Below are 25,616 nucleotides of genomic sequence, written 5' to 3' on the forward strand. Positions count from 1 at the left end.
CCTTAATCACTGCTGTCGCCAATTCGTTGGGAATGACCTCTGCACACCTCACCGGAGTTCTGCGCTCGTTGACGTCGGAGGATTAATGTTTCCAAATTCTCTCGGGCGATTCCCACTTGCGATCGTGGGCACCTGTATGAATTTTCTCTTCTTAATCGGAACGGTTGCGACGATCCGTGGCCCAAGCCGACTATTGGAAGATCGTCGCGCGTTGCTATTTGTTGCTCTCGCCTGTACGTGGTGCTTCTTGGAGGCGTCTATTGGATCTTGCCGCGACCTGTCTCGCAGAACCATGGCCGGTCCGCGTTGGCTTATGCCGTTCATGGGGGCAGCGATATTGCTCACCTTGGTCGTTTCGCTTGTCGATTGCGCGCTAGATACACAAGAACCAGTGAGACTACTCAACGCCGCTGGGGCTGTCTTGATGTTAACCGGAGCAGTTCTCCGCAGCTGGGCAATCAAGACATTAGGGCGATACTTCCTCGACGAAGTGACGATCCTGCCTGATCAACCGCTGGTAACGTGCGGCCCGTTCGCTTACCTGCGTCATCCGTCGGAACTTGGCACGATGTGTTTGGTCTTGGGAAGCGCAATGGTCCTAGGCAGCCTGACCGGAGCGGTCTTATTTGTAGTGTTGATCGTTCCCTGCGTTCTTTGGCGTACACGTTTAGAGGACGTGGTGCTCGCCCACCATTTCCCTGTCGAGTTCGCAGCCTATTGTCGTCAGGTGCATGCATTTCGCCCTGTGATGCGGGCGACGTTCTCGCAACCGCTCGCGATCCTCGGCCCGAAAAACGCGGGTTGCCCTGGCGCAGAATGCCATTGAAAATGTGAGGGTCGAAGACCTGTAGCGGGAAGATGTGATCGCGGAAATGGTATTATCGCCGCGACTTCCCGATCCTCGCACTCTGGGTTAGAAACGGCGGGGGTTCCAGACTAGGATTCTGAAGACGGACTTCGCAATCGCCGCCTTTTCCCATAGCAGTATCATTCCTGATGGCAGCCGCCAAAAAACGTAAGAACCCGGCCCAGCGCGCTGCGCTCCGCCAACAATCGACACCGGCCGAGCCGACGCCGCCCGTCACCAACGCACCCGTTGACTGGCAGCACTGGCAACCCATCGCGATGCCAGTGGTGGTCTTCGCCGTGTTAAGCGCCGCGATCGGGCTCGTCTATGGACCGGGGGCTCGCGCGCCTTTGGTTCACGACGACCTGGTGTCGGTCGTGACCAACCATTCGATCGTCAGGCTATGGCCGTTGGTGGGCGCCCCGGGGCCATTGAATCCGGCCAAAGATCTGCCGACGTCGGGCAGGCCGCTTGTGAATCTGGCCATGGCGCTGAATTACCATTTCGGCCAATACAATCCGTTCGGCTACCACATCTTCAACTTTGCAGTGCACGCGCTGTGCGCGACGCTCGTTTGGGCGCTGCTTCGGCGGATGCTCAGTCTCGATTACTTTCGAGGCGTGTTTGATCCGCGGGCCAACTGGCTCGCATTCGGCATCGCGCTCTTGTGGGCCTTGCATCCGTTGGTGACCCAGAGCGTCGAGTACGTCACGCAGCGCAGCGAGCTGATGGTTGGTTTGTGCTATTTGACGACGACATACGCCAGCCTCCGCTATTTCACGGCCACGGCAGGGAACACGCGCAACGCATGGCTGGCGATCGCCACGCTCAGCTGTTTTGCGGGCATGGCCTGCAAGGAATCGATGGTCACGGCCCCGCTGATCGTCGCGCTCGTCGATCGCACATTCATTGCCGGCTCTTGGCGCCGCGCCTGGCAGCAATCGTGGCCGCTGTACGTCGCCCTCGCTTCGAGTTGGCTATTGCTCATCGGGCTCAACGTGGGCGGGCCGCGCTCTGCATCGGCCGGCTTTCAGTCCGAATTGCCGGCGCACGTTTGGTGGCTGACGCAAACCGAGGTGCTGGCGATGTACATCAAATTGGCCTTCTGGCCGGCCCCCTTGTTGATGCATTACGAGTTGCCCCGCTTGGAGACGCTTGGCGCAGCGTGGCCCTGGGCCTTGCCAGTCGCGGCGGCGGTCGTTACCACGCTGGCGCTGCTATATCGGAAGTCGGCGACAGGCTTTTTGTGTGGCTGGTTCTTCGTCATCCTAGCGCCGACTTTGGTGGTGCCGGTCTACACCGAAATCGCGGCCGAGCGGCGGATGTACCTGCCCTTGATCGCCATCGTGACGTTTGTGCTCGTGGGTACTTACAAACTGGTGGAGCGGATCGCGCGGCGGCTGAATCCGGACGCCGAGACCGGCTCACGCCGTCGGTGGTCGGCAGGGATCGTGATGTCGGCTGCCCTGGCGCTGGCCGTCGTTTGCGGCGCGTCCAGCGCGCGCCGGGTCAAAGACTATCTCGATCCGCTTGTGCTCTGGCAAGGTGTGATCGACGTCCAACCCGACAATGTTGTGGCGCTCGTGGCGCTGGCCGAAGCGCTGGCCGGGAATGGGCGTTCTGACGAGGCGATCGACCGCCTCCGGCAGGCACTCTTGATCGCGCCGGACTCGACGGTTCCGCTCCATTCGCTGGGCACCATTTTGCTATCGCGCGGCCAGCAGACCGAAGCGATTGAGCATTTTGAGAAGGTTGTGGAATTGCTACCGAACTCGGCCATCGCCTACAACAACCTGGGGGTAGCGCTCAATGCCGCCGGCAAAACGGCGGAAGCGATTGCCGTCTACGAAAAGGCCTTGCAACTCGATCCGGATTACCTGGAGGCGCACAACAATCTGGCCACCGCGTTGGCCAATGCGGGCCGGATGAACGACGCTCTTGCGCAGTACGGCATCGCCGTGCGAATGCAGCCGGACTTCGTCGGCGCGCACAAAAGTATGGGGATCATCCTGATCGATACGGGCCGTCAGGCCGAGGGGATCGAACACTTGGAAATCGCCGCGAGATTGCAACCGGATGTCGATACCTACGCCAGGCTCATGCTCGCCTATGCCGCAACGCAACACTTCAGCAGTGCACTCGCTACGGCCGACGAGGCGCTAAAGCTGGCGCGATCCACGGGACAAACAAATATGATCGGCAAGCTGGAAGCCTTGCGCAACCAGGTTTTGGCCGCGCAGGCGCAACAGAAACGGTGACCCGCGTGCAACTACGTCGGCCCCGGCTCGAAAAGCAGCGGAAAGAATTGCCCGGCCATGGGCTCGCCGGCGGGAATCGGTGGTACGCCGGCTAATGACACATCGTCTGACGCCGAACGCACGCCGTCGCGGAAAACGTTCACCACCGCGGCCCGCCGGGGACGATCCGTGCGATTCTCGTACGATCCGTGAATCATCAGCGGATGATGGAACGCACATTGCCCCTTCTTCAGCTCGATAGCGACAGGTTGAAACTTGGCGAGCTGCTCGGGCGTCAGCACGTCGCGAATCGTATCCATGCCACCGGCCAGGCCCGTGACGGGCAGCAGATCCCAACGGTGGCTGGCCGGAATGTATTGCAGGCAGCCATTCTCGCTATCGGCGTCGTCCAGACCGATCCAGCAAGTCAGGTGCGCCATCGGCGTCGTACGCGTCCAGTAAGAATAGTCCTGGTGCCAGGCGACCACGCCGCCGTGATGAGCCGGTTTGCAAAACAACTGATCGTGCCAGAAACGTACGGCTCCAGCGAGCAACTGCGAGGCGGGCACGGTAAAGGCCGGGTTCCAGAGCAAGTCATGGAATCCTGGCGCGATCCGCCACGCCCCCAGCGCGTGAAACAACACCCGCGCGGGATCGGTCGATTCGTTCGAGTGGTACTCGTAGAACAGCTCGTGTCCGGGGTGGTGCGGATCGAACAAACCCTGCAATTCGGCGCGCAGCGCGTCGACCTGGTCTGCGTCGAGAACTTGAATCCCGGCGACGTAGCCATTTTCCGCGAAAGAGCGCACTTGCGCATCGCTGAGCCGGTAGCGAGCCTGCGCCTCGCGACTGCTAGCCGTGGGAAACAGGTCTGAGACCGGCGCATGGCAGGTGGACAAATCGGTAACCGCGGTGCGGTCGGCCATCGGCTTAGGCCTCCTGCTTTTCGCGCCGCGGCCGATAAATCTCGGTGGCCAGACCCAAGAAAACTTCTCCGGCCGCTCCAACGGTCTCGCTGAGCGTAGGATGCGGATGAATGATCGAGGTGAGGTCGCGGACCGTGCAACCCATCTCGATGGCCAGCACCCCTTCGCTGATCAAGTCGCCCGCGTTAATGCCGGTGATGCCGATTCCCAGAATGCGCTCGCTCTGCGGGTCGATGACCAGCTTGGTCATTCCTTCGGTGCGACCTAGCGCCACGGCACGGCCGATGGCAGCCCACGGATAACGGGCGATTTCGACTTCGCGTCCTTCGCGTTGAGCTTGATCCTCGGTCAGTCCGGCCCAGGCGATCTCGGGATCGGTGAATACGACGGCTGGAACGGCCAGCGCGTCGAACTCCGCCGGCTCGCCCAGGATTGCTTCGACCGCGATGCGTCCTTCGTACATGGCCTTATGAGCGAGCATCGGCTCGCCCGCCACGTCGCCGATGGCCGAGATTCGCGGGTCGCCGGTGCGCTGCTGCCGATCGATCACGACGAAGCCGCGCTTGTCGACCTCGACTTTGGTATTTTCCAGACCAATGCCGGCGCTGGATGGTTTGCGGCCCACCGAGACGAGCACGCGGCTGTAACGCTCGGTGCGCTTGCCGTCGGCCCCTTCCAGGACGACCTCGATCGAGTCCCCTTTGTCAGCCAGCGACACGACTTTGGTATCGAGCAGGATCTCCTTGAAACGCGTCTTCAAACGGCTGTGCAGGGGACGAACCAGGTCGCGATCGGCGCCGGGCAACAAACCGCTTGTTAGTTCCACTACGGTCACGGCCGTCCCGAGCTCGGAGTAGACGGTCCCCAGCTCCAAGCCGATGTATCCGCCCCCTACCACCAGCAGACTTTCGGGGATATCACGCAGTTCGAGCGCGCCGGTGGAATCCATCACGCGGTCGGTCGGCAAATCAAAAGCAGGGATCTTGGCTGGAACGCTCCCCGTGGCCAGGATGCAATGCTCGAAGCTCAGTCGGTCCCCTTCGTAGGTCGATGGATCGCCGCCGGTCAGCACGAGCGCCTGCGAGCTTTCAAACGCGGCGCGGGCCTGCACGACGCGCACCTTGCGCTGCTTGGCCAGCTGCTTCAGCCCGCCGGTCAGTGTCGAAACAACCTTTTCCTTGCGCGCCCGCAGGGCTTCGAGCGTTATCTGGGGCTGCTGGAAGGCAAGTCCCCAGTCGGCCATTTCCTTGGCTTCTTCCAGCACGCGGGCGACGTGCAACAGAGCTTTCGAGGGGATGCAGCCCCGCAGCAGGCAGGTGCCTCCCAGGCGAGAATCGGCGTCGATCAGCACCACGTCCATCCCTAAATCGGCCGCCAGAAACGCCGCGGTGTAGCCGCCGGGGCCGGACCCTAGAACTGCAAGTTGCGTCTGCATGTGTTTTCGTCCAATTCCTACTGTCTGCGAGGGTGCTAAAAGCCCGCCTGGCGTCACAGACAAGAGTATCTTGCGGGGCCGGGCGGTCAATGGCGGGGAGTGCCGCCGACGCGACCAGGCTGGGTATTGCAACCGAGCGATCCGGCGCCAACGCCGGGCGTCCTCGAACAATTGCCGTGGAAGTGGCGATGTTGCAGCGCCAGCGCGGTTCGCGGATGATACGTCGGCGTTGCTTCTTTCACCGAAACAACCCGATCCTTTCAATCGTTGCGAAGGCAGAATGGGCACACCCACGACCAACGAAACGCTGATTAAACGGGCTCGCTACGGCGGCCGCAATGTCACCGGGCTAGCCATCTTGGCGACGTTGCTCGCGGGCTTTTCCGCACTGGCCTTGGGGTTTGCAAAATCGCCAGGCGATGTGCTGACGGTGCTGCCGGTCCCAGTAATCGCCGTGGCCTATTGGCTGCTATCGGTAGGCGCGCGGCGTGGTAATCCGCGCGCACTGTCGATCGTATTGGCCGTGCTCGGCGCGCAGTTATTGTTCAGCGTGGCGATATTGGTCTATATCGCATTTCTGTCCCGTAGTGACGCGTCGACCTCCATTATTTCGATAATCATCCCGCTTCTTGTTTTCGTGTTTCTGGCGCGGAACCGCGGTGATCTGCTCGAGCTTCGTCGGCGCGGATTATGGGAAGGCATCTACGGCGCGGCACGACCCTCTGACAGACTGTGCACTATCGGCGGCGTACTGCTGGCCGTCGGGGTAATTGCCCTGTACTCCTTCGTGATCTTGTCCACCGTACACGCGATACGCAACGTCCGTCTCCGCGGAGAATTCCAGGCCTTGATCGGGACAGATGAAAAGGCCTTCCTGGACGCTGTCGCCTCCGGCGATCCAGCAAAGGATAAAGACGTCGTGGCCCACGTTCTGAAGACGGCAGACGAGCTCGAAGCCAAGACGCAGGCCATAGCGGTGCAGGCCAAAGCGGGTTCTCAGATGCACACCGTAGCGATCAAGTACGCCGAGGCGGTCAGCAAGTGGCAAGCTGCGCTCAAGATTTTGGAACAAGAGGGCGGTACCGATCCGCGTGTGCAGGCGCTGTTCGTCGAAGGCGACCAGTTGCGAAAGCAGGCGGTCGCCGAGTTTAACAAAAACGGGGCATCGCAAAAGAAGTAGCTGTCACGGCGACCCGCGTCGACCTAAATCGTAGTGCAGTTCAAGGCTACTCGCGGTACGTCGCCGGAGGGTTTTGTACGACCGGCGCCGCGGCAGCGAGGATCTCGGCGCGGTTGCCTGAGCGCGGCGGATAAATCCGCTTGCAGTTGATAATCTGTTTGGTGCGTTTCGCGGCAGCCCCTTTTGCCACCACATGCCGATCCCAGCCTTCGGTGTACACCGCGCCCCACGGCCCGAGGTCGAGCACCGTCACGTACCAGCGAATGGCCAGCGGCAACATCGGCAGGTCCAACAGGTCGCTGATGACGTTATGTCCGGCAAAACGGCCCATGGGCCGTCCGTGCTGGCACGACATCACCGAGACATGTTGATCGTCCATCATGGCCGCCGCCACATCTCCGGCCGCGAATAAACTGGGCACACCCGTCACGCGTAGGTAAGGGTCGACCGGCAAGCGGCCGAATCGATCGTGCTCTACCGGGAACACACTCGTGAGGGGATGTGCACGCATGCCGGCGCACCAGACGACCGTTCGCGCTGGAATCTCTTCGCCCGATCTGAGCGTCGCGCCATTGGCACTAACCGAAACGATATCGACGTCGGGCCGCGATTCGATTTTCAGGTCGCTCAGGGCCTCGGCAATGATAGCGCGCGCTGCGTGGCCCATGTCGGATCCGATCCAAGGACCGCGATCGGCCAAAATAATACGAAAGGGGTGCGACTGACCGGCGGCCGTGAGCGCCGCGCGGAGCTTGCCCGGCATTTCCGCGGCCGTTTCGATGCCTGTCAGCCCGGCACCCACCACGAGAACGGTAAACCGCCCCGGAACGTCGGGCTGGGCCGGCAGCTCAGCCAGATGTCGATTCAGTCGCGTTGCGCCATCGAAAGTGTCGACGTCGAACAGGTGCTGACCTGCGCCGGGAATCGCCGGCCGCACCAACTGGCTCCCCAGCGCGAACACCAATCGATCGTATCCCAACGCCTGCGGGCCTCTGGCGGTATTCAGTAGCACTTCGCGCGCAGCGAGTTTGATGTCGGCGACTGTGCCCGTGACGCGCGCGACGCCGATTGGCGCGAGCACGTCGTCCAGGGGAATCCGAACCTGCGCAAGGTCCGCTTCGTAGTTGCGCACCCGGATGCCGTGAAACGCGTCGCGATTGATGAGCGTGATCTCGACCTCGGTGGACGGCACGCCCAGTTGATCGAGATGCCGAGCGGCCCCGACCGCGCTCCACAGGCCGGCGAATCCGCCCCCCAGCACGACAATGCGCTTCGCCGTCATGACGTCACTCGCGATGGGCCGAGCGGTGCTCCGCGGATTCCGGCATGTGTCTGCCGCACAGATCCAGCAGCACCATGTCTACATAATCGCGAAGTAGTTGGCCACCGCGAAATCGAAGTTCTCCGGCGTCATCTCCGGAGGTTGGTTCTGGTACAGGCAGTGATTGCGAATCTGCAACAGCAAGTCGCGCGGCTGGCAACAGCGGAACGGGCGGTTCGTCGGGTTGTAATGAGTATTGACCAGATAGCCGACCGCCGCGTCGTTGTATTGAAAGCCCAGCCGTGGCGCCATCATCTCGAACAGCTGTCGAAACTCTTCCTCGGTCGGATCCGCGACGTCGATCTTGTACGGGATACGTCGCAAGAAGGCGTCGTCGACCAGGTCCTTCGGCTGTAAGTTGGTCGAGAAAATAATCAATTGATCGAACGGCACCTGCACCTTCTTGCCGTTGGGAAGATTCAGATAATCGTAGCGCTTTTCCAAAGGCACGATCCAACGATTCAACAACTCGTCGGTGCTCATCCGTTGGCGGCCGAAGTCGTCGATCACCAGAATGCCGCAATTGCTCTTCAGTTGCAGCGGCGCTTCGCTGATGCCCGTGGCCGTATTTGTCGTTACTTCGAGTGCTGACATTGTCAACTCGCCACCAACGACGATCGTGGGCCGGCGGATCCGCACCCAGCGGCGGTCGACTTTATGATCGTTTAACAACCCTTCGCCGCGGTCGATGGGCGCTTCGTTGTGGTTCATGGGGTCGAAGACGCGAATAATTTCACCGTCGACGACGATTGCCCTCGGAATCCAGATAAAGGCTCCGAAGGCGCTGGTAGCGCGCTCGGCGATGCTCGTCTTGCCGTTGCCGGCCGCGCCGTATAGGAACAGTCCTCGGCCCGAGTTGATCGCCGGACCGAGTCGATCGAGAATCCGCTTGTTCAACAGCAAATCGCTGAAGGCGCGGCGCAGATCGTCGGCTGTCGGGTGCTGATTCGTCAGCGACTGCGCGCCGACGCTGTCGATGTAGTCGGATAGCGACACGGGCACCGAGCCGAAGTAGGTGCAGTGATCGGCAAATCGTCGCGACCGCTCACGCCCCATGTCGGTCAATTGGTACTGATAGTCACCCATCGTGGCCGAGCCGCGATAGTAGACCAACTGGTCAGACTTCAACTGATGCAACAAACCTTCGATCAGCTTGAACGGCAATTTGACCTGGTCGGCCACCTCCATGCCCGTTGCCGAGCCGCAGGCCAGCAGGTATTTGAGGCACAGTGCTTCGACTTCCGATTCGCGGACCTGGACGTGCTCCCAGTTCGTCGGCTCGATGGGGAAGAAAGTGTTTTCGTCCGGTTTTACCGGCTCTTCGGTCGCCATCGGAATGGCCACACCCATGCGCAGCTGATTGATTCTTGATAGCAACTGGTCGAGGCGCTGGTCGGCGCGTTGTTCAATCACGATGGCATTCTCCGGGGGCGACTCGGAATCGCTGAGCGGACTGTCTGTCGACTCCGGCTCGCATGTTTCGCCCCTCTCAGGGGCGGCGTCCAATGCATCGGCCAGGGCCCGGGGGTCGTCCAGCGACACCACGTCATCGTTTAAATCTGCTTGAGACATGGCCGGACCGACTCCTTGGTTTAGCGATTTCATTTAGCGCCAAGACGTGCTGCCTGTTCCGCACAGAACGAGGGGGATAAATCAGGCCGAAAGAGATGTCGGACGGTCGCTTGCGACCAGCGTGTATCAGGGGGCCGCACGAGCCGCCGTGCGCAACTCTAGTTTTTCCGCCTGGATGGTCAAATCCGAGTTATTCCGAGCGATTCGGGTTCCGCCGGTCGTACCGAACACGCACATCACGCACCCCCCAGACAAACCGCTTGGCGAGTGCTAAAATCCGCGCCGGGGCGCAGGCCCGCTGTGGATCCGCTAAATCGTCGTCTCAGGAATCCCATCGCCATGAACGCCACGTCGCGCAAGCACGATCCTTTTGGAGCGCGGGACACGTTTGAAACGGGTTCCGGTCGCGCAGGAATTTACCGCTTGTCGCGACTCGAGGCGCGCGGCTTGTGCCGCGTGGAAGAACTTCCCTTTTCGATTCGCTTGTTGCTCGAGGCCGCGCTGCGAACCTGCGACGGTTACGAGGTCACCGAGGCCGACGTCGAATCGCTCGCCCATTGGGCAACGACCTCGCACAAAGATGTCGAGATTCCGTTCAAGCCAGCCCGCGTCGTGTTGCAAGACTTCACCGGCGTGCCATGTGTCGTTGACCTGGCCGCCATGCGCGGCGCCATGCAGCATTTGGGCGGCGACCCCAAGCGCATCAACCCCTTGATCCCCGTCGACCTGGTGATCGATCACTCGGTACAGGTCGACCACTTCGGCGAGAATTCCTCGTTAGATCTGAACGTCGATCTGGAGTTCCATCGCAACGCCGAGCGCTACGAGTTCCTCCGCTGGGGACAAAAGGCCTTTAATAACTTTCGCGTCGTGCCGCCGGCTGTGGGTATCGTCCACCAGGTGAATCTCGAGTTCCTCGCCAACTGCGTGTTTCTTCGTAAAGATGAGCACGGCGAGGTCGCTGTGCCCGATACCTTGGTCGGAACCGACAGCCACACCACGATGATCAATGGCCTGGGAGTATTGGGCTGGGGCGTGGGGGGCATCGAGGCTGAGGCCGTGATGCTCGGCCAGCCGTTGTACATGCTGCTTCCTGAAGTTGTCGGCTTCGAGCTAACCGGACAATTGCCCGCCGGCACGACAGCCACCGATTTGGTGCTGACCGTGACGCAGATCTTGCGCAAGGCGGGCGTGGTCGGAAAGTTCGTCGAGTTCTTCGGAGCGGGTTTGTCGAACATCAAACTGGCCGACCGGGCCACGATCGGCAACATGGCGCCGGAATACGGCGCCACGATGGGCTTCTTCCCTGTCGACGAGGAAACATTGCGTTACCTGCGCACAACCGGTCGCAGCGACGCCAACGTGCAGCTCGTCGAGCGCTACGCCAAAGAGCAGGGTTTGTTTCGCACGGACCAGACGCCGACGCCCAAATTCAGCCAGCAACTGTCGCTCGATCTCGGCACTGTCGAGGCGAGCCTGGCAGGCCCCAAACGCCCGCAAGATCGCGTGCCGCTCAGATCGATGCAGGAATCGTTCCGGCACTCGCTGCGGGCGCCGGTTAACGAGCGCGGTTTCGCCTTGAGTGAAGCCGACTTGGGGCGTAAAGCCACGGTGGCCAACAATGGCTCGTCGAGCGAGATTGGCCACGGTGCCGTGGTTATCGCTGCGATCACGAGTTGCACCAACACCAGTAACCCTTCAGTAATGCTGGGAGCCGGTCTGTTGGCGAAAAAGGCCGTCGCGAAGGGCCTGCACGTCAAACCGCACGTCAAAACGAGCCTGGCGCCGGGATCGCGCGTGGTGACCGACTACCTCGCGCGCGCCGGCATGACCGAGGCGCTCGACGCGCTCGGCTTCAACACCGTCGGCTATGGTTGCACGACGTGCATTGGCAATAGCGGACCGCTGCCTGACGCCGTGGCCAATGCCGTCACGAAGGGCGATCTGGTCGCTGCGGCCGTGTTGAGCGGTAATCGCAACTTCGAAGGACGTATCAACCCGCTGGTGAAGGCCAATTATCTTGCAAGCCCCCCCTTGGTCGTCGCCTATGCCCTGGCAGGTACTACGGACATCGACCTGGTGACCGAGCCGCTCGGCAAGGGGAAGGACGGACAGCCGGTCTTTCTCAAGGATATTTGGCCGACGCAGCAGGAAGTCAACGACGCGATAGATCAGGCCGTACGTCCCGAGATGTTTCGCGCGCGGTACTCCGGCGTGTTTCAGTCGAACGAGCGCTGGAACAAAATCGACGTCGCCGGCAGCGACTTGTACTCCTGGAATCCCGACAGCACCTACATTCAAGAGCCTCCGTTCCTGGTGGATCTGCACGCCAAGCCCGATCCGATCCATCCGATCGTCGGGGCGCGTGTGCTGGCGGCTCTAGGCGATTCGGTGACGACGGATCACATTTCGCCGGCAGGATCGATCGCCGCCAAGGGGCCGGCCGGTCAATACCTGATTGCGCAGGGCGTACAGCCGGCAGATTTCAACAGCTACGGGGCGCGGCGTGGCAACGATCGGGTCATGACCCGCGGCACGTTTGCCAATATCCGCATTCGCAATTTGCTGGCGCCGGGAACCGAAGGCGGCGTGACGCGCCATCTGCCAGACGGCGCCGCGATGTCGATCTATGACGCGGCCATGAAGTACAAGGAAGAAGGCGTACCGCTGGTCGTCTTGGCCGGAGCCGAATATGGCACAGGGAGCAGCCGCGACTGGGCCGCCAAGGGAACGCTACTCTTGGGCGTACGCGTGGTGATCGCCGTCAGCTACGAAAGAATTCACCGCAGCAACCTAGTGGGCATGGGCATTCTGCCGTTGCAGTTTGCCGACGGTCAGACCTGGCAAAGCGTCGGCCTCACCGGCGAAGAAGTGTTTGAAGTCCTCGGCCTCGACGACAACGTGAAGCCACGCAGTCAACTCACCGTTTGCGCAACGGCGCCCGACGGCAAGGTGACGGAGTTTTCCGCCACCGTCCGCATCGACTCGCCTGTGGAGGTCGATTACTACCGCAACGGTGGTATTCTGCAAACGGTGTTGCGCAAACTTGCCGCGGGCGGCTAGGCCGGCTCACGGGCCGATCACGTTTTCATCCCCCACATTGCCCGGCGCAGTCGCGGCGGCCGCGGCTTTGCGCAACTTCAGAAACGTAATGTGAAACATGCCGGGCTCGACCGGCGCGGAATCCACCGGTTGGTAGTGATCGACCAGCCAATCCCTTAGTTGCAACGCATAACCCTCGCCGAAGGGCTTCAGGTCGTAAAACGCCAGGTCCCGGTTGACCACCAGCACAGCATCGGGCGGGCCCTGCGCAAAACCGGAGATCATTTGCTCTTCGCCGAATAGCAGCATTTCCAGCGGCATGTAGGAAATGTGGTGCGTCGGGTTTCTTCGCCGTGTCAAGTAGTTCAACATGATCCCCTCCGGCGCGACCGCGAATGTACCGTCGAGCGGTAACTGGCGCTCGATTTGGTGCAGCACACGATTCACTTCCTGGCCGCGCGCGTTCCACCAAATCGCGTCACTGCCCGAGCCGACGCGAACGGTCCGCAAATCGAGGGCGATCTTCTGGGCTTGCAGCATCGCCACATTGGCCATCACCAGGGCGGCCAGCACCCCGGCGCGCAGCGGCAAGCCTGTACCATCGCGAGCATCGATGGCACGCGGCAGCCAATCCCACAGAAATGCGACGGCCAGAAACATGCCTGGGGCTGCAAGAACGAAGCCGTAGTTATCAACCCGTGCCGCCAAAAACACCTTTGCCATCAAGAGCAGCGAGAAGGTGGCAAACGAAATGGGAGCGACAAGCTGGCAGCGTTCGGCCACGGTGCGTGATCGTACGAAGCGAGTAACCAGGCTCCCTATCGCGGCTAGCGCCAGGAGCGGTAGGGGCAGAAATGCATATGCCCACGGCAAGTGCCACTGAAAGCGCCATAGCAAGGCAACCGCGATTGCAAAAATGGACAGCGCCGCCGGCAAACGTGCCTTTTCCCGTTTACGCCACAACAGACCCAGCACAGCGGGCAAGCCCATGAGCAGCGCGTAGCCGATCCCGATAACGAAGAATCGATAAGCAGTTGTCTGCAAGTCGTAGGTGCCGCGCAACCGGCGATAAAACGGTAAAGCTGTGATTTCGGACGAAAAGATCCACCGGAATCCGCCCAGAGTGCCGGCGAGCGCCTCGGAGAGCGGCATCGCCAATGACAACAAACACAACGACAGCAGGGGGGGTGCCAGAACGGCAGCGGCAAAGGTGCCCCCGAGCGCGAATACGTTTTGCCAGGCTGGTCGCTGCAACCACAAGATCATGGCAAGACCGATCGCAGTGGCCGGGAACACGGCTAAGAATATCTCTGGCTTGGTAAGGAATACCGCGCCGACGCACAGCCCCGATAATCCGGCATTCGCTAGCCGACCGTCGTCGGCAAATCTGCGGACGAACAGAATCGCCACTAGCGACAGCAGCAGCCCATGCGTCATTTCATGCGAGTAGGGACACACGTAGTTCAAGTTGTAGCCCAGCTCGGAAAACGCAAAGACCAGCACGAACGTCATTGACGCCAGGAACGCAGACGTGCGGCTGCCCATCCGCGCCACCAGTGAGTACAGCAGCGCGAGCAACAGAGCCAGAATCGTCAGATTTGCCAACGAGAGGACGCGCAAGCTGGTGCCAAACGATCGAAACCACAGGGCGTTCACGTACGGGGATAGGGGACCGTTGAAGTGCGCCAGATCGCGATACAGTACCTCACCTTCGACCAGGCGCCAGGGAATGTACAGCTCGCGGCCAAAGTCGATGATCACGTCGGCCCATGCCTCCCAAGTCCAGCACATCATGGCGACGAACGAGAGGCCCACCAGCATCGGGCCGGCCCAATGTGCCGACCGAGCCCAACGAACTGTCGGCGCGGCGCTGGCCGCTGATCGTCGCGCCGAGGTCCTATTCCGTCGCGCTTGGTTTGGCTTGGCCACGGTCCGCTTTCTCAAAAAGAACCTCTCGACCGACTGGTCGCGAGGAAGTTAGACGATGGCAGAGAGGCGTTACTTCATTCCTTGTCGTCCGCATCTTTGAGTAAATCTATGCGCTTCATCAATAGGGCGTGCGCGCCTTTCATTTCACCTGCCGGGCCCGCGATAATTCGATAATTTAACTTGAACCATTGAAACAGATTCTCGGCATAGCCGATGCCAAAGCCCACGAAGCCGTAGTCGTTCATCTCTTCGTCTGTAAGGACCAGAAACTCGGGCGGCTGCCGCTCGAATGACTCGACGATCCGTTCCTCGCCGAACATTAATACTTCGACCGGCACAAGCGCCACGTACGGTGTCGAATTCGCCCGGCGGGTCAGATAGTTCAGTAGGCACCCCTCGGGCGCAACGGCGATCGTCCCTTCCGGTGTAACCTCGCGGTCGACTTGTTGGATCAACCAATTTACGATTTTGCCGCGGGCATCGGCCCAAACGGCGTCGCCACCAGACCCTACCGGTACCGTCAATGTGCCGAAGTTGGCCGCCGTAAACATCAGGCACCATGCTGCAACGACGAGCAACGCGGCCAGAAATGCTGCTCTGAGCATCGCGCCACTCCCGTCGAAGTGCTCGATCACACGCGGCAACCAATCCCAAGCCGCAACGATCAATAGCATCGCGGCGGGCATCGCCAGGCAGAAGCCATAGTGAGTGACGCGCACCCAGAGAAAGATCTTCGCCAGCAGCAATAGCGCGAACAATACGCAGGCGATCGCCGGCACCCAGCGCGCACGAACCGAGTCGTCTGGCTCGCGAAACCACATCGTGATGACGGCCGCAAGAGTCAGCACCAGAAAGGCCGGCGCCGGGCGCAACACTTCGGTTGCCTGCATATCGGAAAAATGCCACAGCAAGAACCCCATCACGGCGCCAAAGCAGACTGCGGCCGCGACCAGCCGGGGGCCGCGAGTGCGCCATTTCAATAGCCCTACCGCCGCCGGTATCCCTAATAGCAGGCCGTACCAGAGGAGCATTTTCAGCGACTCTTGCAAGTTGTACGACGCGTCGAGCGTTCCCATCGTTTGACGATAGAACGGCAGAGACGTGATCTCGGAGGCGAGCACCCAACGAAAGCCTCCCAGTGTGCCGCCTACGGCATCTGCTGCCGGAAGCGCAAGCGATAACAAGGCGATCGACAAGACAGGCGGCACGAGCACCGAGCCCAGAAACGCGCCGCCGACTTGCAGCGCCTGCGGCATGCTGCGCGGTAGCGACCACAGGGCTAGCAACATACCCAAGCCGGTCGCCGGCGCCACCGCGAGAAAAATTTCCGGCTTGGTGAGAAACACCAGCCCCACGCACAATCCGCACAGCGCGGCGTCCGCCAACCGTCTCCGGCGCACGTATTGGCTCAGCAAGAGAAGCGCGGCGAGCGACAACAGCATTCCGTGCGTCATTTCGTGCGAGTAGGGACAAATATAGTTGTAGTTTCCCGCGACCGTATAGCGCGAGAATCCGAAGACCAGCACAAATGTCAGACAGGCCAGACAGGCGGACGCGCGGCTGCCAATGCGCGAAATCAGGGCGTACAACAGCGCCAGCAACACGCCCACGAGCGCGAAGTTCGTTAGCGCCAGCACGCGCAGACTGACCCCGACCAGGCGAAACCATAGCGAGTTCCAATACGGCGATAGCGGCCCATTGAAATAGGCCACATCGCGGTACAGGAGGTCTCCGGAAGCCAGTCGCCAGGGTGTGTAAATCTCGCGTCCAAAGTCCAGGATGACGTCCGGCCAGGTGCCCCAGCTCCAGCACATCATCACAATAGCCGCCACGGCGATCACGCTGGGTCCTGCCCAGCGCACGACTCGCGGCAACCACACGATTGACGACGTCGCTCCGCGGCCTGCACGGCCTTTTTCCTGTTTCTTTATCAAGAGGCACTCTTGGGCGTGGGAATGTCAGTTTGCGTCTCCGGCTTGTCGAGCAATTCGCCAGGTCGACCGTCGAGCGCGAGCGCTACATCGGCATCGGTAAGCCGGTAAATCAAGATCGAGTATCCGACCCGATCATCAGGCTCGCGACGACGCAACACGCTACACAGCCGGCTGAAGCGGAGGTCCTCGTAATCTTGAAATCCGTCTTGAAGTTCTTCCGGCGTCAGATGCGGCGTCAATCGCTCAAAAGCTGCCAGGTCGGCGCCTGAGCGCACTAATGGCTCGATTTCGCTGCGCAATTGCCGGAAGCCTTTTTCGTAGGCTGCATTCCAGCGTCCGGGATTCTTCGCGTAAACGGACTGCAGCATCGTGGCGCTAATACAGTACACCCCGCCCGTCAGGAGCTTCGGTACGTGGGGACCCCAGCGGAGCCGGAACCCTGGCAACATCTGGGCGTCGATCCCGTAATGCTCGGGACGCGCCATGCCAAAGTACGACAGGTAAACGCGATCTGGGTCTCGTGAATCGTCAGGATGCTCGTCCAGCCAGCATTTCAGCGCCTTCAAGTCCTGACCCCAATCCAACGAGCTGTCTACGAGCCAGCGGTAGGCATTGCTGGGGCCGCCCGCGAGCACGTTGAAATATGCCAAATAATCAGGCCAGAACCAAGCCGTTTCCAGCATGGTGATCAACAGGGCGGCGCCAATCGTGATCCGCACTCCGCGCAGCACTTTGGGTGCGATGACCTTCGCGCCGTCCGGTTGCTCTCGCTGTGACTTCGCTCCTTGCCGCCTGCTAGAGCGCATGGGGGACGCTTGAAACCATGTCGATACGGCACCGGCCAAGATGAACAGGGGTGGATAGGTGGGAAGGATATGCCGATGTCCGATATTCATGCCGCTGGAAATCGCGAACAACCAATACACGCCTAACAGCACCCACAACGGTGCCAAGACGAAAAGCTGTGAGCGAGTGTCAACGGCCTCTCGATTTCTGGTGGCGGACCTTCGCACACGATACACCCAGCCACCCCAACCGGCGAGTCCCAACAATAGGAACAGAGTTAGCGGCGTTTTCAGCGCCCAACAAGTCGGGAAGAAACTGGCCCAGCCCGCCAAACTAGACTGGCCATGGAGGAATCCCAGCCGGACGCGGGTGGAAATCGTGAAAGCGAATCCATAAAGATAGGCTTCCGGCAGCAAATGATAATCTCGCCCGCACTGCACCGTAGCGTCGATCGGGGACGACAAGGGTTCACGTATTTTGTCCCAGGGAACTTGCAAGCGGGTTCCCTCGTGTCGCGTGGCCGGCGCAAAGGCCGAATAGCGAAATCCATACGAACCCCAAATGATCAGTGCTACCAAGGCCACCTCGCAACAGGCCACTAGCCCAAACGCGGCCAACAGCCGCCAGCGTCCTTGAATCTGGCGCGACGTTCCAAGCTCGACGCGCAGCGGCCGGCGGTCGGTCAGCCGAACGCCCAGCAAGACGCAGGCCATCGGCAAAACGAGCACCCCGGAGAACTTGGCAAGCAAAGCGCCCGCTAGCGTGACTCCCGCGACACCGATCGTGAGCGGCGAAACGCGGTACAGCACGACCCACAGTGCCCCGAGTGCGGCCGTGAAAAAAAACGAGGCGAGCAAATCCGAAGTGGCCACAAACCCGTTGGCGAGCATCGTCGGCGAGAACGCGTAGAGCGTCAAGCTGATGACACCGCCATATGCTCCGAAGAGTCGCCGCGACCAAAAATAAACCAGCAATCCCAACGAGGCGCTGGCAACCGCCATCATCGCAAGGGCGAGCCACAGCATGCCGTCGACGTCGTTCCCGGATTCAAACAGGAAGCGGTCGCTTACTTCCCACAAATCCGATTCGTCCCACGACCGGCCCTCGAGTGGCGGAAACTGGTAGCCACGTATCCACAGCGGTAAGGCGGCCCAGCGCTGCGACCAGTTGCCGTTTTCGGGATGCAGCCGATAGTCGTTGAAGGCCCAGTAGCTGAGGCCGCCGGTCAGGTGGACCCCTTCGTCGAACGTCATCGATTTCTGGCTCACCGCGCTCAGACCCAACCCCGCGTGGCATGCCAGCAATAGGATGATTGGCCAGGGCCCGCGTAGCCAGGCGGCCCATGTTGTTGTTACGCTCATCTGCCATTCCAGGTTGCAATGCAATCGATGCGTTCGCTTGCTTGTGGGCAATCGAGGTCCACGCCCGCAATGTGCGCGTCACGCAATCGAATCGGCGACCCACTACCGTCGCCGACATGTTCCACAGTGGATCTGTTTTTCACGAACTACGGCCACGATCTCCCGCGGGGGATGAATCCGTTTCGGTTTCAGGCGCCGCCAATAATTCGCAAGGGTCCCCCTCGAGAGCTTGCGCAACATCCGCGTCCGTAAGCCGGTATATGAGCATCCCGTAGCCAGGCTGCGCATCGGGGTCCCGTTGTCGCAAGCAACTGCAGAGACGGCCGAAGCGCAGCAATTCGTACATCCGAAACGTCTTCTGCATCTCTGGCTGCGCCGCACTTTTCTGCATGCTGGCGCGGACGTCGGGATCGGTCGAGCCCCGCTGGTAGGGCAATACGACTTGTCGCAACTCCTGATACCGTGCCTCGTATTCTTGATTCCAGCGTCCGTTATACGGAGCCAGATAGACTGCCTGCAGCATGGTCGCACTGATGCAGTACAGGCCCCCGGTCAGGGGCTGCGGAATGTGGGGCATCCAGCGCGGGAAATAGCACGGCAATTCCTGGGCGGCGATCCCGTAATAGACCGAATTGGAGTTGCCGAAATACGACAGGTACACGCGCGTCGGATCACGCGCGTCGTCGGGATGACGATCCAGCCAGCGCCTCAGCTCTTTCAGATCCTGCCCCCAGTCGAGCGAGCTATCGACCAGCAAGCGATAGCCATTGCGCGGGCCGCCCGCCAGGATATTGAAGTACGCCAGGTAATGGGGCCAGCACCACAGTGCCTCGATCGCGGCCAATGCCAGCGTGCCAATCACGGCCCATTGCATCGTGGCACGAGTGCGTCGACTCAGCGTGGCCGCACTGGTCGCCTCGACGACTTGCTGGTCCTTCTTCCGCGCGATGCCTGGGCGAGCTCGTGGAGAACGAAACCAAATCGCCGCCGCGCCGGCCAGAATGAACAGCGGAGGGTATGTGGGCAATAGATGTCGATGCCCGATATTCAAATTGCTGCGCAGCGCCACCCCCCAATACACGACGAACAGCACAATCAACGGAGCCAGCGCATAGAATCGTCCACCAGGACGACGCGCGGAGGCTAAAGCATCACCCGTCGGCTCATTGCGGAACATCCAGCAGGCCCACCCCGCGAGCAACAATTGCAAAAACAGCGTCAGCGGCGTTTTCCACGCCAGGCAAAAAGGGAAAAAGCTGCTCCACCCCTTGAGTCCGAACTCGCCATTGAGAAACCCGCCGCGAAGCTGGGCGTGGGCCAGCGTGTGTGCAAACCCGTACAGATACGCCTCGGGCAGCACATGATGATCGAGGGCAAATTGCACGATGGAATTTACCGTCGGCGACGACTTTTCCTGCAATCGTTCCCAAGGCGGCTCAAAGCGGGCCACCTGTTGTTCGCCGGCCGCGAAGGCGGAAAACCGGCAACCGTACGAGGCCCAGATAATCGCCGTCACGGCCAGGATCTCGGCCAGCATGATCGCAACAAACAGGCCCCCCTGCTTTAGCCGGCCCGTAACTTCCCACGTTCGCCCCAGCTTGATTTGCAGGGGTTCCGTGTTCAGCAACCGTATGGCCAGCAGAAGCAAGCCCATTGGCGCAATCAAGACGCCGGAGAATTTCGACAACAATAGCCCTGCCGTCGTCACGCAGGCGGCCAGCAACGTCAGTGCCGTGACACGCTGCAAGAGAGCCCATAGCGCCGCCATCGCGGCGGTAAAGAAGAGCGCGGCGAATAAATCCGACGTCGCTAGAAAACCATTGGCCAGCATCGTCGGCGAGAACACGTACAACGTCAGGCTTATCAATCCCCCATAAGCGCCAAACAACCGGCGCGACCAGAAATAGACCAACAACCCCAGCACGGCGCTGGCGACCGCAATCATGGCCCGTCCGCGTCCCACGATCGCATCGGCATCACGACCCGGACCGAACAGCAAGACTTTTGCAATGGGCCAGACGCTGCCGTTGCGCCAAAACGGACCTTCGAATGTAAATGTTTCTCGCCACCATATGGGGATCGTGGCCCAGCGCTGCGACCAATTGCCATTTTCGGGGTGCAATCGGTAATCGTTTTTCACCCAGTAGCTGAATCCTCCGCCAAGGTGGGCGGTTTCGTCGAAGGTGATGGACTTCCGGCTCGCCGCGCTTAGCCCCAAGGCAACGTGTAAGACCAAGAGCGCGACGACCGGCAACGGCCCGCGCAGCCAGCCTGCGGTGCGTGGCACGGATGGTGTCGTCTTTTTTTTAGGCATGTGCGGGCGTGCGGCGGACAGGCAAAGCGAAGCTCTTAGCCTGTTCTGCGATACCGCTGTGCGTCAATAGTGTGCTGCGATGATACGCCGCCGGTCGCTATTCCCCGCCGAGTCTCGAAAATGGCGGACGGCCCACTTTTCGTGCAGGCCAAGCGAGGCCACGCGACGTCGGTTCGTCTGTTTCAGTCGAGTAATGCGGCGTTTTAGGCGGCCGAAAGGGCTTGCCCGACCCCGCGAATTCGACTCGGTGCCTGTGCGGGCGTCACCCCCCGGCTTGAGTTCCCCAACTGCTACCGTTAGCATCCGCTGTCACGCCCCCCGAGCGGGCGCCTGCGATGGCCCCCAGACGCAGGCGGCCGGCCACGGATGACCTAGCAGACCCAGGACGAGTCACCCCCAGAGAGACCCGGGCGATGAATGCCACACCGCGCCTGTCGTTGGCGATACCGATTTTTAACGAGCGCGAGGTGCTGCCCAAGCTATTAGCGCGCGTGAAGAAAGTCTTGGCCGACATCCCCGGCGGCCCGCACGAGATCGTCTTGGTTGATGACGGCAGCACGGACGGGACGGTCGAGATGCTGGAGGAGGCCGCGCGCGAGGATCCCCGCATCGTGGCCATCTGCCTGTCGCGCAATTTTGGACATCAGGTGGCCATCACCGCCGCGCTCGACCATGTAACCGGGGACGCTGTCGTCGTCATGGACGGCGATCTGCAAGACCCGCCCGAGGTGATCCCGCAGTTCCTGGCAAAACGTGCCGAAGGGTTCGACGTCGTCTACGCGCAGCGCGGCCAGCGAAAAGAGAGTTGGTATTTGCGATTGTCGTACTACCTGTTCTATCGCGTGGTCGCGTCCTTGTCCGATACGCGACTACCACTCGACAGCGGAGACTTCGCGCTATTGTCACGCCCTGTAGTCGATGCCATGCGTCAGGCGCGCGAGCGGCAGCGCTACTTGCGAGGACTGCGCTCCTGGGTCGGATTTCGCCAGACCGGAATCATCATCGATCGACCCGGCCGCGAAGCCGGAGAATCGAAATACACACCGCTGAAATTGCTGAAGCTGGCCTCGGACGGCATCTTCGCCTTTTCGATCGTGCCGTTGCGTGCGGCGCTGGTGTTGGGCCTGGTCGCCATCCTGGCCTCGATTGCCTACGCCGTGTACGCCATCCTGGCGCGGTTGGTGTTCGAGAAGAATACGCCGCCAGGGTTCGCCTCGCTGATCGTCGTCATTGTCTTTCTGGCGGGCGTGCAGCTGCTGCTGTTGGGAGTGGTCGGCGAATATGTCGGCCGAATTTACGAAGAAGTCAAAGGCCGACCGCACTACGTCGTGGGCAAACTCTTTCGCTCGAAGTGACGGCGCGATGCGCCCTGAGAAGTGCGCGGGCCGAAGGCGGCAGCAGAGCCGGCGAATCATGCGGCGAACATCGTGATTCAAACGATGAATCACGTCCGCGCGGGCTCTTGGCCTACGAGCACCAGGTTGTCCTGGTAATAAACAATGGCCTCGGCCGGATTGAGGTTGAAGATCGCGCGACCGTCGGTTTGCCAGCGACCGCGATCGAGGCGAAACACGGCCGTGGCCGCCCGCAAGTTGCCGACGGCCTCGACTTCTTCCATTCCGCCCCCTTCGATTGCTTCGAAGGCGATGGTCGTGGCCACGAAGGCGCACAACTCGCTGGTTTGCCGATGCCGCGCATAGGTGACGTCGTCGTCGAACTGGCAGTCGGTCCAGCGCAGCCCGCGCGGCTTACCGCTGGCGCTGGCCAACTCAAAGAACTTTGCTTCCAGACGTTCACGTTGCAAGTGAAACGCAGAGCGATAGCGCTGATATTCTGCGCGCTGCCATCGCGCGCGAACCTTGCGCCATAAGACGGCGGTGGTCACAATCACCGCCACTCCGACTACCGCGACGAGCCACCACCACTGCGACAACATACTTCCTCCCGCGCGTCAAGAAACACGCAGCACCACACCCGACGCACTCGATTGATTTTACGCCTGGCGCGGTGGCCAATGCAAGCACGGTAGCAAGTCATTCATAACGACTACAAAGTCGGGCGGTGCCTGGGGTCGGCGCATTCGCCGCCCCCCAGCTTGCGGCGAAGAACGGGGGACTCACTTCGCTCGACCCCAGCCACCCATATACAAAAATGGGACTTTGCAGTCGTCCTAGCAGGTCATTGTAGCGGCGGCAGGAAATGCCCCCTGGATAACGCCTTTCCCGCGCAGTCATTGCGGGAAACGTGTGGAAAACTATTGAACTTTGCCGTCGCGACGTGGATATTTGGCCGGGGCCACGGCGCTCGCGGCAGCCAAGACACCTGGTTGCTGCCGCCGGGAGCCAGCCTGACAAGAATCTCCATCCTTCATGTTCGCCATCCGGGGCCACCATGCATCCCAACAAGCTCGGCCTGATCGTTCCGATCCTGCTCATTACCCTCGGCGCCGGCTGGCTGTTGACCACTGTCGGCGTGGCGCCGGGCATCGATTGGGTGTGGACATTGGGCCTGGCGATCGTCGGAGTCTTGACGTTCGTCATCGGCGGATTCGACAAAGTTACAGTCGTGCTCGGCCCATTCTTTATCATTGCCAGCCTTCTTTCGGTCCTTAGGCAGACAGATCGACTGGTGGTCGACACCGAAGTGCCCGTCCTGGTCATCGTGGCCGGGATACTGCTTCTGGTCGCGCGACTGCCAGTCGTGCCCTTGCCAAAATGGATCACGGCCGACGTGCACCAGCGACCGCCGGACGCAGAAAGGTAACCGGTCGCTTCGTTTCTCGTTTTGCCGGAAGGACGTTCGGTCTTCGCCGTGGCCCGTGTTGGTTCAATTTGTTCCTCTGTCGTAGCACCCCTTGCCATTCACTGTGCACATAGGTCGCTCGCTGGCGGCTATTACGAAGCCGTCGAGATTGCCCAGCGCTGTGGCTGTGATTGCGCGCAGGTCATTACGAACAACCGGCCAACGGGGCATCGTCCAAGGGTCGTCGGCAGCAATAAGGCGGCCACCGCATTTTCCTTGCCCCCCTGTTTTCGGGGCCATATGCTGGGCTCTACGGGCAGCGACTCTTCGCTGCAAGCCAGTCTTATATGCAGACGCTTCGGGCGGATCTAACGTTGTGACGTTAGGCGTCTGGGTCGCCCACGGTTCTTCGAGCAACACCAGAAGGGGTAATCTATGTCCACGAATCGTGCTGACGGGTCTCGCACCAATCACACATGAGGCCAGCCCATGACCACACAGGGGAAGAATCGCCGCATCGCCGGCATCTTACGGCTTTCTCTATTCAGCCTGCTTGCCATCACTTCGCTTGCGACGACACGCACCGTCCGTGCCCAAGCTCTCGTTCCAGGCGATATTGTCATGGCTGCGGGGATTGGCCCATCGGCAAATAACGACGTGGGTTTGGTGATTGTTGATCCCACGACTGGCGATCGCACGGTTCTATCTGATAACACTACGGGGGCAGGACCAAATTTTGCTAGTCCGGAGGGCGTGGCAATCGAGCCTGATGGCGATCTACTCGTTGCGGATCGCAATGGAGGACCAGGAGGGGCCGCGAGTATCTTTCGCGTCGACCCTTTGACCGGCAATCGGTCCATAATTTCATCGAATGGAATCGGAACCGGGCAGAGTCTTGGCGAGCCGTTTGGAATCATCGAAGTCGGCGGCACGATTTTCGTTGCAAATGGAAATGCGGCCGATCTGCTATCCATCGACCCCACAACGGGTAATCGCACATTGTTTTCTGGAGGGGCAGTCGGTACGGGCCACCAATTCTTTTTTCCTGTTGGGATCACAGCTCTGGGGAATAGCCTGTTCGTATCGGACATGTCCAACTTGGCTTTTCAAGTCGATCCTTCGACGGGAAACCGTGTGAATTTTCCCGGCTTAGGACACAACGTCCCTTCAGGCCCAACCGGCATCACCGTTAGTCCATCCGGAGAGATTCTAATTGCAAGCGGGCTGAGCCCGAACGCAGAATCCGTTGCCGGCGTCTACACCATTGATCCTTTAACTCAAATCTATTCGTTAGTATCAGGTGGTTCCGTTGGAACCGGTCCCTTGCCAAGCAATAGCGGTCCTGCTGGCATTGCCACTGAGTCCAATGGAACAATCATTCTTTCCGACAGCGTGTTAAATGCCGTGATGTCGATTGATCCCACTACCGGCAACCGAGCGATACTTTCCGACGCAACTCATGGGGTTGGAGTTTCCTTCTTTTATCCGCAGGGCGTACTCGTGATTCCCAACGTCCCCGAGCCTTCGACGATCATTCTCGCCGCCCTTGGCGGTCTAGTTTTGTTGGCCTGCCGTCGACGGGTCCGCTAGGCAAACGAAAAACCCTTGGGCAGCATGAGCACAACAACTTCTACCCGCACGCGATGGTTCCAGTTTGGCCTGCGTGAATTGCTTTGGCTGGTCCTTGCTACCGCGTCTTTTACGTTTGCAATCCGCGAACACATGGAACTCGTTCAACAGCGAGCAGCGTTCGCTGTTCGTGAGGCCGAATTGAAACAAGACGCCCAAGACCTCAGATTACAAGTACGAGGGGCAGAAGCGGTTAGACAGGAATTAATCACTATTACGGGCCAACTTCTCAAGGAGAAAAACGCGAAAAAGCGAGCAGCTATCGATTCACAAAAAGAGCCAGGGGGTTAGTCATTGGTTTCAATGGATTCAGCACTTTTTGTTATCACCTTTTGCGTTCTATAAACCGGCAGCATGAGTG

At 60.4% G+C, this 25,616-nt stretch carries 18 protein-coding genes; 9 read left to right on the top strand and 9 right to left on the bottom strand.

What is annotated here, in order from left to right; translation table 11 throughout:
- Positions 1-292: 292 nt before the first annotated feature.
- The gene (locus tag VGG64_04640) at positions 293-826 is read left to right on the top strand and encodes an isoprenylcysteine carboxylmethyltransferase family protein (GenBank protein ID HEY1598865.1); all 534 of its coding nucleotides are present in this window, start codon (positions 293-295) and stop codon (positions 824-826) included.
- A gap of 170 nt (positions 827-996) precedes the next feature.
- Entirely contained in the window at positions 997-3,105 is a 2,109-nt protein-coding gene (locus VGG64_04645; GenBank protein HEY1598866.1) for a tetratricopeptide repeat protein, read from the top strand.
- 11 nt (positions 3,106-3,116) lie between these two features.
- Here the strand turns inward: VGG64_04645 and VGG64_04650 are convergent, their stop codons facing one another.
- On the bottom strand, positions 3,117-4,010 hold the full coding sequence (locus tag VGG64_04650) for a phytanoyl-CoA dioxygenase family protein (protein ID HEY1598867.1): 894 nt from the start codon (positions 4,008-4,010) through the stop codon (positions 3,117-3,119).
- Positions 4,011-4,014: 4 nt separating this feature from the next.
- Positions 4,015-5,445, bottom strand: a complete 1,431-nt coding sequence (gene lpdA / locus VGG64_04655) for a dihydrolipoyl dehydrogenase (GenBank protein HEY1598868.1) — start codon at positions 5,443-5,445, stop codon at positions 4,015-4,017.
- A gap of 280 nt (positions 5,446-5,725) precedes the next feature.
- Between lpdA and VGG64_04660 the strand changes: the two genes are divergently transcribed.
- Positions 5,726-6,625, top strand: coding sequence for a hypothetical protein (locus VGG64_04660; GenBank protein HEY1598869.1), 900 nt, complete (start codon positions 5,726-5,728; stop codon positions 6,623-6,625).
- Positions 6,626-6,671: 46 nt separating this feature from the next.
- Here VGG64_04660 and VGG64_04665 read toward each other — a convergent pair whose 3' ends face one another.
- A complete protein-coding gene (locus tag VGG64_04665; protein HEY1598870.1) occupies positions 6,672-7,907 on the bottom strand; it encodes an FAD-dependent oxidoreductase in 1,236 nt (411 codons plus the stop codon).
- A 78-nt stretch (positions 7,908-7,985) separates the two neighbouring features.
- A complete protein-coding gene (locus VGG64_04670; protein HEY1598871.1) occupies positions 7,986-9,518 on the bottom strand; it encodes an AAA family ATPase in 1,533 nt (510 codons plus the stop codon).
- A gap of 339 nt (positions 9,519-9,857) precedes the next feature.
- Here VGG64_04670 and acnA point away from each other — a divergent pair, with 339 nt between their 5' ends.
- The gene (gene acnA / locus VGG64_04675; protein HEY1598872.1) at positions 9,858-12,581 is read left to right on the top strand and encodes an aconitate hydratase AcnA; all 2,724 of its coding nucleotides are present in this window, start codon (positions 9,858-9,860) and stop codon (positions 12,579-12,581) included.
- 6 nt (positions 12,582-12,587) lie between these two features.
- On the opposite strand, the gene VGG64_04680 is transcribed toward acnA, so the two are convergent.
- Positions 12,588-14,354, bottom strand: a complete 1,767-nt coding sequence (locus VGG64_04680; protein HEY1598873.1) for a glycosyltransferase family 39 protein — start codon at positions 14,352-14,354, stop codon at positions 12,588-12,590.
- On the opposite strand from VGG64_04680, the gene VGG64_04685 reads away from it, so the two are divergent.
- A complete protein-coding gene (locus VGG64_04685) occupies positions 14,353-14,541 on the top strand; it encodes a hypothetical protein (GenBank protein ID HEY1598874.1) in 189 nt (62 codons plus the stop codon). The genes VGG64_04680 and VGG64_04685 overlap by 2 nt on opposite strands.
- Positions 14,542-14,563: 22 nt before the next feature.
- On the opposite strand, the gene VGG64_04690 is transcribed toward VGG64_04685, so the two are convergent.
- The 3 genes from VGG64_04690 to VGG64_04700 form a co-directional block, all read right to left on the bottom strand.
- Entirely contained in the window at positions 14,564-16,423 is a 1,860-nt protein-coding gene (locus VGG64_04690) for a glycosyltransferase family 39 protein (GenBank protein HEY1598875.1), read from the bottom strand.
- Positions 16,420-18,570 (bottom strand): hypothetical protein, encoded by a 2,151-nt coding sequence (locus VGG64_04695; protein HEY1598876.1) that lies wholly within the window; start codon positions 18,568-18,570, stop codon positions 16,420-16,422. The genes VGG64_04690 and VGG64_04695 overlap by 4 nt, the downstream gene beginning before the upstream one ends.
- A gap of 139 nt (positions 18,571-18,709) precedes the next feature.
- The gene (locus tag VGG64_04700) at positions 18,710-20,857 is read right to left on the bottom strand and encodes a hypothetical protein (protein ID HEY1598877.1); all 2,148 of its coding nucleotides are present in this window, start codon (positions 20,855-20,857) and stop codon (positions 18,710-18,712) included.
- Between the two features lie 440 nt (positions 20,858-21,297).
- Between VGG64_04700 and VGG64_04705 the strand changes: the two genes are divergently transcribed.
- Complete coding sequence (locus VGG64_04705) at positions 21,298-22,239, top strand: glycosyltransferase family 2 protein (protein HEY1598878.1); 942 nt, start codon at positions 21,298-21,300, stop codon at positions 22,237-22,239.
- A gap of 89 nt (positions 22,240-22,328) precedes the next feature.
- On the opposite strand, the gene VGG64_04710 is transcribed toward VGG64_04705, so the two are convergent.
- Complete coding sequence (locus VGG64_04710; GenBank protein HEY1598879.1) at positions 22,329-22,817, bottom strand: hypothetical protein; 489 nt, start codon at positions 22,815-22,817, stop codon at positions 22,329-22,331.
- 458 nt (positions 22,818-23,275) lie between these two features.
- Here VGG64_04710 and VGG64_04715 point away from each other — a divergent pair, with 458 nt between their 5' ends.
- From VGG64_04715 to VGG64_04725, 3 genes are all read left to right on the top strand, one after another.
- Positions 23,276-23,647 (top strand): hypothetical protein, encoded by a 372-nt coding sequence (locus tag VGG64_04715; GenBank protein HEY1598880.1) that lies wholly within the window; start codon positions 23,276-23,278, stop codon positions 23,645-23,647.
- A 600-nt stretch (positions 23,648-24,247) separates the two neighbouring features.
- The gene (locus VGG64_04720) at positions 24,248-25,216 is read left to right on the top strand and encodes a PEP-CTERM sorting domain-containing protein (GenBank protein ID HEY1598881.1); all 969 of its coding nucleotides are present in this window, start codon (positions 24,248-24,250) and stop codon (positions 25,214-25,216) included.
- 24 nt (positions 25,217-25,240) lie between these two features.
- Positions 25,241-25,546 carry a hypothetical protein gene (locus VGG64_04725; protein ID HEY1598882.1) on the top strand — a complete coding sequence of 102 codons (306 nt, stop codon included), beginning with the start codon at positions 25,241-25,243 and terminating at the stop codon, positions 25,544-25,546.
- Positions 25,547-25,616 lie beyond the last annotated feature (70 nt).

Source organism: Pirellulales bacterium (genome assembly GCA_036490175.1).
In the GTDB taxonomy this organism is placed as follows: domain Bacteria; phylum Planctomycetota; class Planctomycetia; order Pirellulales; family JACPPG01; genus JACPPG01.

Excerpts from the sequence above, each read along its gene's own strand:
- VGG64_04640 (HEY1598865.1), top strand. The coding sequence starts at position 293 with ATGGCCGGTCCGCGTTGGCTTATGCCGTTCATGGGGGCAGCGATATTG.
- VGG64_04645 (HEY1598866.1), top strand. The coding sequence starts at position 997 with ATGGCAGCCGCCAAAAAACGTAAGAACCCGGCCCAGCGCGCTGCGCTC.
- VGG64_04650 (HEY1598867.1), bottom strand. The coding sequence starts at position 4,010 with ATGGCCGACCGCACCGCGGTTACCGATTTGTCCACCTGCCATGCGCCG.
- lpdA (HEY1598868.1), bottom strand. The coding sequence starts at position 5,445 with ATGCAGACGCAACTTGCAGTTCTAGGGTCCGGCCCCGGCGGCTACACC.
- VGG64_04660 (HEY1598869.1), top strand. The coding sequence starts at position 5,726 with ATGGGCACACCCACGACCAACGAAACGCTGATTAAACGGGCTCGCTAC.
- VGG64_04665 (HEY1598870.1), bottom strand. The coding sequence starts at position 7,907 with ATGACGGCGAAGCGCATTGTCGTGCTGGGGGGCGGATTCGCCGGCCTG.
- VGG64_04670 (HEY1598871.1), bottom strand. The coding sequence starts at position 9,518 with ATGTCTCAAGCAGATTTAAACGATGACGTGGTGTCGCTGGACGACCCC.
- acnA (HEY1598872.1), top strand. The coding sequence starts at position 9,858 with ATGAACGCCACGTCGCGCAAGCACGATCCTTTTGGAGCGCGGGACACG.
- VGG64_04685 (HEY1598874.1), top strand. The coding sequence starts at position 14,353 with ATGGCGACGAACGAGAGGCCCACCAGCATCGGGCCGGCCCAATGTGCC.
- VGG64_04680 (HEY1598873.1), bottom strand. The coding sequence starts at position 14,354 with ATGATGTGCTGGACTTGGGAGGCATGGGCCGACGTGATCATCGACTTT.
- VGG64_04695 (HEY1598876.1), bottom strand. The coding sequence starts at position 18,570 with ATGAGCGTAACAACAACATGGGCCGCCTGGCTACGCGGGCCCTGGCCA.
- VGG64_04705 (HEY1598878.1), top strand. The coding sequence starts at position 21,298 with ATGAATGCCACACCGCGCCTGTCGTTGGCGATACCGATTTTTAACGAG.
- VGG64_04715 (HEY1598880.1), top strand. The coding sequence starts at position 23,276 with ATGCATCCCAACAAGCTCGGCCTGATCGTTCCGATCCTGCTCATTACC.
- VGG64_04720 (HEY1598881.1), top strand. The coding sequence starts at position 24,248 with ATGGCTGCGGGGATTGGCCCATCGGCAAATAACGACGTGGGTTTGGTG.
- VGG64_04725 (HEY1598882.1), top strand. The coding sequence starts at position 25,241 with ATGAGCACAACAACTTCTACCCGCACGCGATGGTTCCAGTTTGGCCTG.